Annotated in this window: 15 protein-coding genes; 6 read left to right on the forward strand and 9 right to left on the reverse strand. The window is 76.9% G+C overall.

Annotated features, from left to right (window positions below; all coding sequences use genetic code 11):
- Positions 1-122: 122 nt before the first annotated feature.
- Positions 123-692, forward strand: coding sequence for a hypothetical protein (locus ACI796_RS19210; protein ID WP_456942820.1), 570 nt, complete (start codon positions 123-125; stop codon positions 690-692).
- Positions 693-696: 4 nt separating this feature from the next.
- Here the strand turns inward: ACI796_RS19210 and ACI796_RS19215 are convergent, their stop codons facing one another.
- The 3 genes from ACI796_RS19215 to ACI796_RS19225 all read right to left on the reverse strand — a co-directional run bounded on the left by ACI796_RS19215 (position 697) and on the right by ACI796_RS19225 (position 3,097).
- Positions 697-1,437 carry a hypothetical protein gene (locus ACI796_RS19215; protein WP_456942821.1) on the reverse strand — a complete coding sequence of 247 codons (741 nt, stop codon included), beginning with the start codon at positions 1,435-1,437 and terminating at the stop codon, positions 697-699.
- 125 nt (positions 1,438-1,562) lie between these two features.
- A complete protein-coding gene (locus ACI796_RS19220; RefSeq protein WP_456942822.1) occupies positions 1,563-2,327 on the reverse strand; it encodes a sulfite exporter TauE/SafE family protein in 765 nt (254 codons plus the stop codon).
- Positions 2,324-3,097 (reverse strand): sulfite exporter TauE/SafE family protein, encoded by a 774-nt coding sequence (locus ACI796_RS19225; RefSeq protein ID WP_456942823.1) that lies wholly within the window; start codon positions 3,095-3,097, stop codon positions 2,324-2,326. Before ACI796_RS19225 ends, ACI796_RS19220 begins: the two co-directional genes overlap by 4 nt.
- 77 nt (positions 3,098-3,174) lie before the next feature.
- Between ACI796_RS19225 and ACI796_RS19230 the strand changes: the two genes are divergently transcribed.
- Positions 3,175-4,065 carry an arginase family protein gene (locus tag ACI796_RS19230; protein WP_456942824.1) on the forward strand — a complete coding sequence of 297 codons (891 nt, stop codon included), beginning with the start codon at positions 3,175-3,177 and terminating at the stop codon, positions 4,063-4,065.
- 2 nt (positions 4,066-4,067) lie between these two features.
- Here ACI796_RS19230 and ACI796_RS19235 read toward each other — a convergent pair whose 3' ends face one another.
- On the reverse strand, positions 4,068-6,620 hold the full coding sequence (locus tag ACI796_RS19235; RefSeq protein ID WP_456942825.1) for a DEAD/DEAH box helicase: 2,553 nt from the start codon (positions 6,618-6,620) through the stop codon (positions 4,068-4,070).
- 139 nt (positions 6,621-6,759) lie between these two features.
- Here ACI796_RS19235 and ACI796_RS19240 point away from each other — a divergent pair, with 139 nt between their 5' ends.
- Together ACI796_RS19240 and ACI796_RS19245 are read left to right on the forward strand one after the other, a co-directional pair.
- A complete protein-coding gene (locus ACI796_RS19240) occupies positions 6,760-6,897 on the forward strand; it encodes a hypothetical protein (protein ID WP_456926827.1) in 138 nt (45 codons plus the stop codon).
- A 107-nt stretch (positions 6,898-7,004) separates the two neighbouring features.
- On the forward strand, positions 7,005-7,862 hold the full coding sequence (locus tag ACI796_RS19245; protein ID WP_456942826.1) for an SDR family oxidoreductase: 858 nt from the start codon (positions 7,005-7,007) through the stop codon (positions 7,860-7,862).
- Positions 7,863-7,887: 25 nt separating this feature from the next.
- On the opposite strand, the gene mmuM is transcribed toward ACI796_RS19245, so the two are convergent.
- The 3 genes from mmuM to ACI796_RS19260 are packed head-to-tail and all read right to left on the reverse strand — an operon-like array spanning position 7,888 to position 9,887.
- A complete protein-coding gene (gene mmuM, locus ACI796_RS19250) occupies positions 7,888-8,790 on the reverse strand; it encodes a homocysteine S-methyltransferase (protein ID WP_456942827.1) in 903 nt (300 codons plus the stop codon).
- A 13-nt stretch (positions 8,791-8,803) separates the two neighbouring features.
- Entirely contained in the window at positions 8,804-9,265 is a 462-nt protein-coding gene (locus ACI796_RS19255) for a group II truncated hemoglobin (RefSeq protein ID WP_456942828.1), read from the reverse strand.
- 40 nt (positions 9,266-9,305) lie between these two features.
- Entirely contained in the window at positions 9,306-9,887 is a 582-nt protein-coding gene (locus tag ACI796_RS19260) for a dihydrofolate reductase family protein (RefSeq protein ID WP_456942829.1), read from the reverse strand.
- A 79-nt stretch (positions 9,888-9,966) separates the two neighbouring features.
- Between ACI796_RS19260 and ACI796_RS19265 the strand changes: the two genes are divergently transcribed.
- Entirely contained in the window at positions 9,967-10,632 is a 666-nt protein-coding gene (locus tag ACI796_RS19265) for a winged helix-turn-helix transcriptional regulator (RefSeq protein WP_456942830.1), read from the forward strand.
- A gap of 105 nt (positions 10,633-10,737) precedes the next feature.
- Positions 10,738-11,178 (forward strand): alternative ribosome rescue aminoacyl-tRNA hydrolase ArfB, encoded by a 441-nt coding sequence (gene arfB, locus ACI796_RS19270; protein WP_456942831.1) that lies wholly within the window; start codon positions 10,738-10,740, stop codon positions 11,176-11,178.
- On the opposite strand, the gene ACI796_RS19275 is transcribed toward arfB, so the two are convergent.
- Positions 11,175-11,822 (reverse strand): N-acetyltransferase, encoded by a 648-nt coding sequence (locus ACI796_RS19275; protein ID WP_456942832.1) that lies wholly within the window; start codon positions 11,820-11,822, stop codon positions 11,175-11,177. The genes arfB and ACI796_RS19275 overlap by 4 nt on opposite strands.
- A gap of 22 nt (positions 11,823-11,844) precedes the next feature.
- Complete coding sequence (locus ACI796_RS19280; RefSeq protein WP_456942833.1) at positions 11,845-12,582, reverse strand: TetR/AcrR family transcriptional regulator C-terminal domain-containing protein; 738 nt, start codon at positions 12,580-12,582, stop codon at positions 11,845-11,847.
- Positions 12,583-12,607 lie beyond the last annotated feature (25 nt).

Here is a 12,607-nt window from a genome sequence, read left to right on the forward strand (position 1 = left end):
GTAGCCTCGGGATGACACCGCGTGGTCGCGCGCCGTGTCATCCCATCCCGGGACCGGCGCGTCCCGCCGCGCGCGGTGGACCTGCGCGGGCCTGTCGGAGGGGCGTCCTAGCGTCCCCGCCGATGACCGAGCCCGCCGTCCCCGCGCACCCCGCCCCGCCGACCGCGCCCCAGACCGCCCCCGTGCAGTACCCGGCCGCCGAGCCGGGCCCGGGCGGGGCGGCCGCCGCCGGTCAGGCGTCCCCCGGAACCGCCGCCCCTGCCCCCGGCGGCCCTCCGGGCGGGCCGGTGCGCGGCGGATCCCCGGGCGGGCCGGTCGCCGGGCCGCCGCCGGTGGTCCGCGCCCGCCAGGGGGACCCGCTGACCCGGATGGGCCCGTGGGCGCCGGCCGCCGGCGCGGTCCTCGGCCTGGTGGCCGGGGTGGTCGCCGTCCTGCTGCTCGGCGGGCGCGCCGAGGCGTTCGCCGAGCGCCTGGCGCTGGTGTTCCTCGTCGTCGGGCTGGTGGTGCTCGGCGTGGCCGGCGCGCTGCTGGCCGACGAGGTGCGGCTGGTCCGCCGCGGCACCCGGGAGGCCGGGGTGCGGCCGGCCTGGGTGGAGGCGACCGCGGGGCTGGTCAACGGGCTGACCCCGGCCCGCCTGCTGCTCGCCACCGGCGCCTTCGTGCTCTTCCTCGCCGCCTACACGGCCCGGTAGGGGCTCAGCCCACCGCGTCGGGGTCGCGCAGCGCGGTGGGGTCCAGCCGGCCCTCGACGATGTCGTCGGCGACGTCGTCGACCACCCGCCCCGTGGCGAAGGCGTGCGCGCGCAGCACGGTGAGGGTGTCCACCACGTCGAGGCCGAGCGCCACCGTGGCCACGCCGGTCGCCTGCCACACGCGGCTGCGGCGGCGGGCGTCGGGGGAGTCCCACCACCGGGTCCCGCCCTCGTCGGCCACCCCGCCGGAGGACCGCACCAGCTCCTCGGTCAGGCACACGACGACCGTCTCGACGTCGTCGCGCGGGACGCCGGTGAGGGTGGCCAGCTCCCGCGCGTAGAGGTCGACGATCACGGTGGGGCCCAGCGGCGGGGCCAGCGGCACCGAGAACACCGCGCGGAAGGGCGTCTCGCCGAGCAGCGCCTCGTGCAGCTCGGGCCAGTTGCGGTGGATGTCCTCGATGTCGAAGACGATGGCGCTGCCGGTGTCGTGCGCGCGCAGGCACGGGCCGTCGCCGGCGGTGAACTGCAGCTGCTCGGCCCGTGAGGTGGTGCGGTCGCTCGCGCCGATAGGCGTCCGCAGCCCGGCGCCCTCGTGGATGCTCAGCGCCACGCCGTCCACCCGCACCGCCTGCGCCGCCGCCCGGGCCAGCCGGGAGGGCACCATCTCCGGGCCGTCCTCCCCGGTCCCGGCCGGCTCCTGCAGTGCGTCCAGGAACCGCGTCGCCGCGTCACTCGCCGTCACCCGTCCACTCCCGTCGTCGCGGTCGCCGGTCCTCCGGGTGGCTGCTCACCGGACCTCGTCGTGCCGCCACCCGTGGTCACCTTGGTCCAGCGGAGCCGCCCGCACCACACCGGGCCCCCCGTGACTCATCGGAACGTCTGCACGGCGAGGACGACGGCCAGGCCCAGCCCGGCCAGCGCGATCAGCCGGCGCAGCAGGGCCTGCGGCGCCCGCCGCACCAGGCGCGGCCCGAGCCGCCCCCCGGCCAGGCAGCCCAGCGCCAGCGGCAGGGCGGCGCTCCAGGCCACCGGCGCGAGCACCACGAACCCGACGGCGGCCACCGCGTTGGCCACCCCCAGGAGGACGTTCTTCAGCGCGTTGCTGCGTGGCAGGCCCTCGCCGGTGCCCAGCAGCATCAGCGCGAGCAGCAGCACCCCGGCGGCGGCGCCGAAGTAGCCGCCGTAGACCCCGATGACGCCGGTGCCGGCGACCAGCCACCACGGGTCCCGGGCGCCGTGCAACCGGCGGCCCTCCTCGGCCAGCTCCGCCGGCGGCCGCTGCAGCAGGATGGCCAGCGCCGCACCGCCGATGAGCAGGGGGACCAGCCGCTCGAACGCCTCGGCCGGGGTGAGCAGCAGAAGCGCCGCGCCCGCCGCCCCGCCGGCCACCCCGGCGGCGGCCAGCGGCACCAGCCGCCGGCCCTGCCCGGCCAGCTCCGGCCGGGACGCGCTCACCGACCCCACGCTGGTCAGCACCAGCGCGACGGTGTTGGTGACGTTGGCGGTCACCGGCGGCAGCCCGGCGGCCAGCAGCGCCGGGTAGCTCACCAGCGAGGCCAGCCCGGCGATGCTGCCCGCCAGCCCGGCGCCGACCCCGGCGAGGACCAGCAGCAGCCACTCGACGGCGTTCACCGGGCCACCAGCACACCGATGGCCACGCAGCCGAGGACGACGATCGCCGTCCGCAGGACCGCCGCGGGCAGCCGGCGGCCGTAGCGGGACCCCAGCGCGCCGCCCACCACCGAGCCGCCGGCGACCAGCCCGGCCGCCGCCCAGTCGACCCGGTCGGTCGCGACGACGACGTAGGCCGTCGCCGCGACGGCGTTCACCGCGGCGCTGAGGACGTTCTTCAGCGCGTTGAGGCGCTGCAGCGGCTCGGCCAGCAGCAGCCCGAACACGCCCATCTGCAGCACGCCCTGGCTGGCGGCGAAGTAGCCGCCGTAGCTGCCGGTCGCGTACGCGCCGGCGACCAGGCCGGCCAGCCGCCACCCGTGGGGCGTCGCGCCCTCGTCCGTGCGGCGGGCGGCCAGCCGGCGGGTGAGCAGCGGCTGGACGGCGACCAGCACGACGGCCAGCCCCACCAGCACCGGCACCACCGCCTCGAACGCCGCCGCCGGCAGGTGCAGCAGCAGGACCGCCCCGGTCAGCGCGCCCAGCGCCGACGCCGGCAGGAGCCGCAGCACCAGCCCGCGCTGCCCGGCCAGCTCGCGGCGGTAGCCGACCGCGCCGCTGACGTTGCCGGGCACGAGCCCCAGCGTGTTGGACACGCTCGCGGTGACCGGCGGCAGCCCGGTGGCCAGCAGGACCGGGAAGGTCACCAGCGTCCCGGACCCGACGACGGCGTTGATCGCCCCCGCCGCGCACCCGGCGGCGAGCACGGCGAGCACCTCGGCGACGGTCATGCGCACATCGCCGTCGAGCGTGGCACGTCCGTCCGCACGGCTCGGCCGGGGCTCCCGGACCGTGGTGGGATCGGCCCGTGACGGGGTCCCCAGCACGTCCGCCGGTCCACCTGCTCCGTGTCCCGTTCGACTCCGGCCACGAGGAGCTCCGGATGGGGGCGGGACCGACCGCGCTGGCCCGGGGCGGGGCCGCCGACCGGTTGCGCGGGCGCGGGCACGTCGTCACCGAGCGGGTGGTCCGGCCGGACGGTGGGTGGCGGGCCGAGGTGGCCACGGCCTTCGAGCTGTCCCGCGTCGTCGCCGGCGCCGTGGCCGCCGCCTGGGTGTCGGGAGCGGTCCCGGTGCTGCTGTCGGGCAACTGCGGCACGACCCTCGGCGTCCTCGCCGGGCTGACCGCGACCGGCCGGCGGCTCGGGCTGGTCTGGCTCGACGCCCACGGCGACTTCGACACCCCCCGAGGAGGACCCCCGGCGGCTTCCTCGACGGGCAGGGCCTGGCGGTCGTGGTCGGCCGCTGCTGGCGCGCGCTCGCCGCGCGCGTCCCGGGGTTCACGCCCCTGGCCGAGAGCGACGTCGTCCTGGCCGGCGCCCGCGACCTCTCCCCGGCGCAGCAGGCCGTCCTGCGGGCGTCGGGCGTCGCCTGGCTCCCGCCGGCGCGGGTGCGCGACGGCGCGGCGCTCGACGCCGCCCTGGCCCGCCCTGGCCGCCCGCGTGGACGCCGTCCACCCGCACGTCGACCTCGACGTGTACGACCCGTCGATCGCCCCGGCCAACGGCTACGCCGCGCCGGACGGGCTCGGCGCCGGTGAGGTGCTCGACCTGGTGGCCAGGGCGGCGTCCCGGCTGCCGGTCGTCTCGCTGACGCTGGCGTCCTACGACCCCGCCCTCGACCCGGCGGGGCGGCTGCGGGCGACGGCGCTGGCCCTGCTGGAGGAGGTCTGCGCCCGCGCCACGCCGCTGCCGTCCTGAGGTCAGGCGTCCTTGCGGCCGGCGTCGACGACGCGCAGCACCAGCTCGCCGGCCTCGTCGGAGGCGGTGAGGTCGACCTCGGCGTCGATGCCCCAGTCGTGGTCGCCGGCCGGGTCGTCGACGATCTGCCGCACCCGCCAGACGCCGGGCTCGCTCCGGTCCCACACCAGCAGCGCCGGGCCGCGGGCGTCGGCGCCGGTGCCGACCTCGGCGTGCTCGGCGAAGTAGCCGCGGACCACCTCGCCCCACCGCTCGGCGTCCCAGCCGGAGCCGGCGTCGAGCTCGCCGAGGTCGTACCAGCGGCGCCGCGCCCACAGCTGCACCCGGGCGAACAGCGCGTTGCGGACCATCGCGGTGAACGCCCGCTCGTTGCCGGTGAGCGGCCGGGCCCGCGCCGGGACGGCGACCGGTTCGTCCAGCGGCTGGTCGGGACTGGTCAGCTGCTCCCACTCGTCGAGCAGCGAGGAGTCCACCTGCCGCACCAGCTCGCCGAGCCACTCGACGACGTCGGTGACCTCCTCGGTGCGCGCGGCCGCCGGCACCCCGGACCGCAGCGCCTTCACCGCGTCGGAGAGGTAGCGCAGCACCGCACCCTCGGAGCGGGTCAGCCCGTAGGTGGAGACCAGCTCCTTGAACGTCATCGCCCGCTCCCACGTCTCGCGGACGACGGACTTCGGCGAGGGGTGCGCGTCGGCGGCCCACGGGTTGCTGCGCACGTAGACGGCGAAGGCGTGCTCGAGCAGCTCCTCGAGCGGCTTGGGGTAGGTGACGTCCTCGAGCAGCTCGATCCGCTCGTCGTACTCGATGCCCTCGGCCTTCATCTGCGCGACCGCCTCGCCGCGCGCCTTGTTCAGCTGCGCGGCCAGGATCTGCCGCGGGTCGTCGAGGGTGGCCTCGACGACGCTGACGACGTCGAGGGCGAAGGTGTCCGAGGCGGGGTCGAGCAGCTCGATCGCGGCCAGCGCGAACGTCGACAGCGGCTGGTTGAGCGCGAAGTCCGGCGGCAGGTCGACCGTCAGCCGGTACCGGCGACCGTCGGGCTCCGGCTCGGGCAGCCGCTCGAGGACGCCGGCCTGCAGCAGCGAGCGGGCGACGCCGACCGCCTCGCGGATGAGCCTGAGCTGCCGCTTGCGGGGCTCGTGGTTGTCGGTGAGCAGCCGGCGCAGCGCCGCGACCGGGTCGCCGGGCCGGTCGACGACGTCGAGCAGCATCGCCGTCGTCACCCGCATGTGGCTGGTCAGCGGCTCGGGCTCGGCGGCGACCAGGCGCTCCATGGTCGCCTTCGACCACGGCACCATCCCCTCGGGCGCCTTCTTCCGGACCAGCTTGCGGCGCTTCTTCGGGTCGTCGGCGACCTTGGCGAACTGCCGGAGGTTCTCCACCTCGTGCTCCGGTGCCTGGACGACGACGGTGCCCGCGGTGTCGTAGCCCGCGCGCCCGGCGCGCCCGGCGATCTGGTGGAACTCGCGGGCGTTGAGCAGCCGGGTGCGGCTGCCGTCGTACTTGCTCAGCGCGGAGAACACGACGGTGCGGATCGGCACGTTGATGCCGACGCCGAGGGTGTCGGTGCCGCAGATGACCTTGAGCAGCCCGGCCTGGGCCAGCTGCTCCACCAGCCGCCGGTACCTGGGCAGCATCCCGGCGTGGTGGACGCCGATGCCGTGGCGCACCAGCCGCGACAGCGTCGTCCCGAAGGCCGAGGTGAACCGGAACCCGCCGATCGCGTCGGCGATCGCGGCCTTCTCCTCCTTCGTGCACACGTTGACGCTCATCAGCGCCTGCGCCCGCTCCAGCGCCTGGGCCTGGGTGAAGTGCACGACGTAGACCGGCGCCTGCCTGGTGTCCAGCAGTTCCTGGATGGTCTCGTGCGCGGGCGTCGTCGCGTAGTAGTGGTGCAGCGGGACCGGGCGCTCGGCGCCGGCGACCAGTGCGGTGGGCCGGCCGGTGCGGCGGGTGAGGTCCTCGCGCAGCGCGTCGGTGTTGCCGAGCGTGGCGCTCATCAGCAGGAACTGGGCCCGCGGCAGCTCCAGGAGCGGCACCTGCCAGGCCCACCCGCGGTCGGGGTCGCCGTAGAAGTGGAACTCGTCCATGACGACGAGGCCGATGTCGGCGTCGGCGCCCTCGCGCAGCGCCACGTTGGCGAGCACCTCGGCGGTACAGGCGATGACCGGGGCGTCCCGGTTCACCGCGGCGTCCCCGGTCAGCATCCCGACGTTGGCCGCGCCGAACACCCCGCACAGCGCGAAGAACTTCTCGCTGACCAGCGCCTTGATCGGCGCGGTGTAGAAGCTGCGCCGCCCGGCCGCCATCGCCGCGTACTGCGCCCCGGTGGCGACCAGGGACTTGCCCGAGCCGGTCGGCGTCGCGAGGACCACGTTCGCGCCGCTGACCAGCTCGATCAGCGCCTCCTCCTGGTGCGGGTACAGCGGCGTGCCGCCGTCCTCGGCCCAGGCCGCGAAGGAGGTGAACAGCTCGTCGGGGTCGCTGCCGCGCGCCCGGAGGGCGGTGAGGTCGCCGGGGTCGTCGAGCAGGGGGAGGGGCGCGGTCGCGGTCATCGTGAGGGACAGCGTGCCCGACGGTCCCCGCCTTCCCGGACGCCGGGGCGGCATAACGAAACGGTCACGACTCCCCTGATGGAGTGTGGCGCCGGTCGCTGTCGTCTATCAAGGTGAACAGAAGGTGAACGGAAGGTGGATGAGACGCATGCTGGAGAAGAACTGCCCCGAGTGCCACTGGGTGACGGTGACCGACGCCGACGGGCGTCGCCGGATCGAGATGCGGTGGGGCTCCCCGCAGCCGGCCGCGCAGGCGCGGCCGCGGCGCGCGGCCTGAGGACGTCACCCGGGTTCCGCACGGGATCGCACGGGTAGGCGCTCGGCGAGGGCGGGACGGGGAGCAGACCCGGCCCGCCGGTCCCGCCGCGAGCAGGAGGAGCCCCCGTGTCGTCACCCCGCCCCGAGTCCCAGCCCGAGCAGCAGCAGACCCCGCCGGGCACGCTCGGCGAGATGGAGCCGAAGCCCGACCACGGTGAGGAGACCTACCGCGGATCGGGCCGGCTGGCCGGCAAGGCCGCGGTCATCACCGGCGGCGACAGCGGCATCGGCCGCGCCGTCGCGATCGCCTTCGCCCGCGAGGGCGCCGACGTGCTCATCTCGTACCTCTCCGAGCACGAGGACGCCGAGGACACCAAGAAGTACGTCGAGGAGGCCGGCCGCCGGTGCGTGCTGGTGCCCGGTGACATCTCCGACCGGGCGCACGCCAAGACGATCATCCCGAAGGCCGTCGAGGAGTTCGGCAAGGTCGACGTCCTGGTGAACAACGCCGCCTTCCAGATGTCGCACGACAGCCTGGAGGAGGTCTCCGACGAGGAGTGGGACCACACGGTGGCCACCAACCTCACGGCGATGTTCACCCTCTGCAAGGACGCCGTCCCGCACATGCCGGCGGGCGGGTCGATCATCAACTCGTCGTCGGTGAACTCCGACATGCCGAGCCCGAGCCTCGCGCCCTACGCCATGACCAAGGCCGGCATCGCGAACTTCACCGCGAGCCTCGCGCAGATGTACGCCGAGAAGGGCATCCGGGCCAACAGCGTCGCGCCCGGGCCGGTCTGGACGCCGCTGATCCCCGCGACCATGCCCGAGGAGAAGGTGGCCAGCTTCGGCCAGCAGGTGCCGATGGGCCGCGCCGGTCAGCCGGCCGAGCTCGCGCCGGTGTACGTGCTGCTGGCCAGCGACGAGGCGTCCTACGTGTCGGGCGCGCGCGTCGCGGTGACCGGCGGCAACCCGATCCTGTAGCGCCGGACCGCGCTCCGCGGTGCGGTCAGAGAGCTCCGATCGCGCCGGCGAGCGCGGCGACGCCGGCCGGCCCCACCCGGCAGCAGCCGCCGACCAGGCGCGCGCCGGCGGCCACCCACGCCGCGGCGTCGCCGGGGTCGATGCCGCCGGTGCCCGTCCAGCGCCGGGCCGCGGCGTCCCACCCCTCGCCGCTGTTCGGGTACGCGACCAGCGGGACCCCGGCGGCGGCCGCGGCTGCCAGGGCCGGGAGCACCCCGGCCGGGTCGGTGCAGTTGACGCCGACGGCGACCACCTCGGGCACGCCGCGCGCCATCGCGAACACGTCGGCCGCGCGCTCGCCGCGGCGGGTGCGCGCCACGCCGTCGGCGTCGACGACGGTGGTCAGCGACAGCCACACCGGCACGCCCAGCGCCGTCGCCTCGGCCAGCACCGCCTCCGCCTCGGCGGCGGCCGGCAGCGTCTCGCAGGCGAGCACGTCGGCGCCGGCGTCGGCGAGGGTGGCCATCCGCGGCCGGTGGAAGGCGCGCAGCCGGTCGACGCCGACCCCGGTCACGTAGGCGCCGGTGTACTCCGAGCCGTCGGCCAGCGCCGCGCCGTACGGCCCGACCGACCCGGCCACCCACGCGCCCGGCGCGCCCTCGCGGGCCAGCGCCACCGAGCGGGCGACCAGCGCCAGCGCCTCGTCCCGGTCCACCCCCACCGCGGCGAACCCCTCGACGGTCGCCTGGTAGCTCGCCGTCGTCGCCACCTGTGCCCCGGCGGCGGCGAACGCGGCGTGCGCGGCGACGACGGCGCCCGGGTCGTCGCGCAGCAGCCGCGCCGACCACAGCACCGAGGCGACGTCGTGCCCGCGGGCCTCGAGCTCGGTGGACAGGCCGCCGTCGAGCAGGACCGGGCCGGCGGCGAGCGCGGCGGGCAGGGAGGTCACCACCCCATCGTCCTCAGGAGGGCTGGTACGGCGGCGCCACGCCCCAGCCCCAGCGCGGCACCGGGGCGTGCTCGACGACGGCGGCGCCGTCCTGCGAGTTGGCCAGCGCCAGCCGGGTGCCCCACTCGACGTAGCCGACGAAGGCCGCGCGGAACTCCGGGTCGTCGGGCAGGCCGGCGTCGTCGGCGGCGCGGCTCATCAGGGTGGCGAACCGGAACCGCTGCTCGCGCACCAGCCCCAGCCGGCGGTGGTGGGCGAGCATCCGCTCGTAGCCGCCGAGCTGCTCGGTGTAGAGCGGCGGGCCGCCGAACACCTCGCACCACCAGGCGGTGACGTGCGCGCGGTGCGCCTCGGACACGCCGCCGGGGAACAGCGGGCCGAGCAGGTCGTCCCGCTCGACCCGGTCGTAGAACGCGTCGATCAGGCGCCGGAAGGCCGGGGCACCGCCGGCCCACTCGTAGAGCGTGGGTGGCACGCCGGCCAGCGCACCACGGCCCCGGCGGGCGGGGAAGGGCTCAGCGCGCGAGGCGGTAGTGGGACAGGACGACGCCGGTCGTCGTCGGCACCGACTCGACCAGCTCCCAGCGCAGGTGCGCGCCGGCCGGGAACAGGGTGCGGCCGCAGCCCAGGGCGACCGGCGCGACGGCGAGCCACGCCTCGTCGACCAGGCCCGCCGGGAGGAGGGTGGCCAGCAGGTCGGGGCTGCCGAGCACGGTGAGGTCCGCGTCGACGGTGGCCTTCAGCTCGGCGACGGTCGCGGCCGCGTCGCCGGCGAGGACCGTGGTGTTCGCCCACGTCGGCGCGTAGCCCGGGTCCCGGGTGACGACGTACTTCCGCTTGGCGTCGAGCACCGGGCCGAACGGGTTGTCGGTGGTGCCGGCCCACGCGGCCTGCATCGACTCGAACGTGCGGCGGCCGAACAGCATCGCGCCCTCGGCGGCCATCCCGCGGCCCATGACCTCGCCGAGGACGCCGTCGGGGTAGGGCGCGAACCAGCCGCCGTGGGTGAACCCGCCGCGGGTGTCCTCGTCCGGCGACCCCGGCGCCTGCACGACGCCGTCCAGGCTCGTGTTCTCGACGATGCTGAGCGTGCCCACGGCTCCTCCTCGGATCGGTTGCTACGGAATCAGTAGTAGCGACTAGGTGCGACATAGTGCAAGGGGTAGCCTCGGCGGCGTGCCGGACCGACGCAGCTACGACGACCCGTGCGGCGTCGCCCGCGCCCTCGACGTCGTGGGGGAGCGGTGGGCGCTGCTCGTCGTCCGCGAGCTGCTGCTCGGCCCGAAGCGGTACACGGACCTGGCCCGCGGGCTGCCCGGCAGCAGCCCGACCGTGCTCAGCCAGCGGCTGCGCGACCTGGAGGCGGCCGGGATCGTCACGCGGTCGGTGGCCGGGCCGCCGGTGGGCGGGCGGGTCTACGCCCTCACCCCGCGCGGCCGCGAGCTCGAGGACGTGCTGCTCGCGCTCGGCCGGTGGGGCTCGCGCACCGCGCAGACCGCCGCCGGGGACCTGGGCACCGACGCGTTCGTCCTCGCGCTGCGCACGCTCGCCGACCCCGCCGGGCTGGCCGGCTGGTCGGCGCGGGTGGAGCTGGTCGTCGACGACCCCGCGGCACCCGACCGGGTCACCCTGACCGTCGGCGGGGGCCGGCTGTCCGCCGTCCGGAGTGGCTCCGAGGCACCCGACGCCGTCCTGTCCGGCGCGCCGGCGGTGCTGCGCCCGGTCGCCTTCGGCCGCCGCTCCCTCGACGACGCCCTGGCCGCCGGGGAGCTGCGCGTCGACGGCGACGAGGCGGTCGTGCGCCGGCTGCTGGGCGCCCTCGTCCCGCCGCTGCCGGCCTGACCCCGCGATCCCGGACTCCGCCGGGCGACACGCCGGGTGCCGTCGGCGTGTCCTCACCGGAAGGCCGTGATCGCGGCGGGCGGGGGCGTCGGCGAGACTGGGCGCGTGCCCGGCAGCGACGACACCAGCGGCGACCTCCCGGTCACCCGCTCCCTCGTCGTCCCCGCCGCGGCGCTGGCGTGGCGCTTCTCCCGGTCCTCGGGGCCCGGCGGGCAGGGCGTCAACACCGCCGACTCGCGCGTCGAGCTGTCGGTCGCGCCGCTGGAGCTGCGCGGGCTGACCGACGCGCAGCGGGACCGGCTGGCCGAGCGGCTGGGCCCGCGGCTGGTCGACGGCGTCCTGACGATCGCGGCCAGTGAGCACCGGCAGCAGCTGCGGAACCGGGCCGCCGCCCGCGAGCGGCTGGCCGCGGTGCTGCGTGCCGCCCTCGCCGCGCCGCCACCGCCGCGCCGGCGCACCAAGCCCACCCGCGGCTCGCAGGAGCGGCGGATCGCGGAGAAGAAGCGCCGTGGCGAGCTCAAGCGCCGCCGGGGGAGCTGGGACTAGAACTCCGGCATCGGCACGCCGGGCGGCCGGACCGCGACCCACAGCGGCAGCTGCCCGTCGGCCGAGCGGGTCGCCCGCGTCACCTCGAAGCCCAGGCCGCGGGCGAAGCGCACCACCGCCCAGGCGGGGGCGACCAGTGCGGCGGGCACGCCGTCGGCGTCGCAGCGGGCCAGCACCGGCGCGAGCACCGCGCCGCCGAGCCCGCGCCGGCGGGAGCGCGGCCGGGTGGCCAGCGCGCGCAGCCGCCAGTGCGGGCCCTCGGGCAGCGCGGCGGCGAGCTCGGCCTCGGTGCGCGCGACGGCGTCGGCGCGGTCGGCGTGCAGCCGCGGCACCTCCCGCTCCAGGGCCGCGAGGACGTCGGCCGGCACCGGCGTCGCGGCCCCGGCGGGGGCGTCCCAGGAGGCGACCGCGTCGACGTCCTCGCTGACCCAGGTGGTGCCGGTGGCGACCCCGCGGTGCCCGGCGTCGAGCTCGGCGAGCCGGGTGAGCCGCTGCGTGCGCCCGTCCAGCGGCAGCGCCCAGCGCACCCACCGCGACTCGGCCAGCGCCACGGTGAGGGTGGCGGCGATGCGCGGCACGTCGCGCGGCTCGGCCGCCCGGACGACCGGGACGCCGACGTGGACCGTCGGCCCGGGTTCGCTCACCCCACCATGACACCACGCGGGGTCAGGGGCCGCGCTGCTCCCGCCGGACCCCCTCCAGCCGCTCCAGCAGCGCCTCCAGGGCCAGCTCGAACTCCGCCGCCGACTCGTCGCGCGACAGCAGCTCCTCGTAGGCCACCACGTGCGGGTAGCGGCCCAGGTCGAGCGAGGTGCGCGGCCCGGCGTCGTCGGCTCGGTCCTCGGCGGTCACCGGCACGCCGCGCTGCGACACCTCCAGCAGCAGGTGACCGAGGAGGAACCCCGAGTAGGCGCGGTAGGCGCTGACCGCCGCCTCGGCCGAGAAGCCGCTGGCGGTCAGCGCGGCGAGGAAGGACTCCACCCAGCGCAGGCTGCGCAGCGGCGGCCGTACCCAGGGCGCGTCGGGCGGCCGGGTGGCCACCAGCGGGAACACCTCGGGGTGGGCCAGCGCGATCCGCCGGACGCCGTGCGCCAGCCGCTGCAGGTAGTCCTGCCAGCCGTCGGAGGGCTCCAGGTGCACCTCGGGGTCGCCGTACAGCTCGTCGACGACGGTCTCCACGACGCCGTCGAGCAGCTGCTCCCGCCCGGGCACGTACCGGTAGAGCGCCATCGCCTCGACGCCGAGGTGCGCGCCCAGCCGGCGCATGGTGAGCGCGGCCAGGCCGTACCGGTCGATGAACTCGACCGCGCCGGCGAGGATGCGCCGCCGGCCCAGCCCCGGCCGGGCGGACGCCGGCGCGACGGCGTCGGGCCGGGGCACGGGCACCGTGTCGTCCGACGCCACCGCGCACCACCTCCCGTCCTCCGGC

The sequence above is a fragment of the Geodermatophilus sp. SYSU D00525 genome, assembly GCF_054050475.1.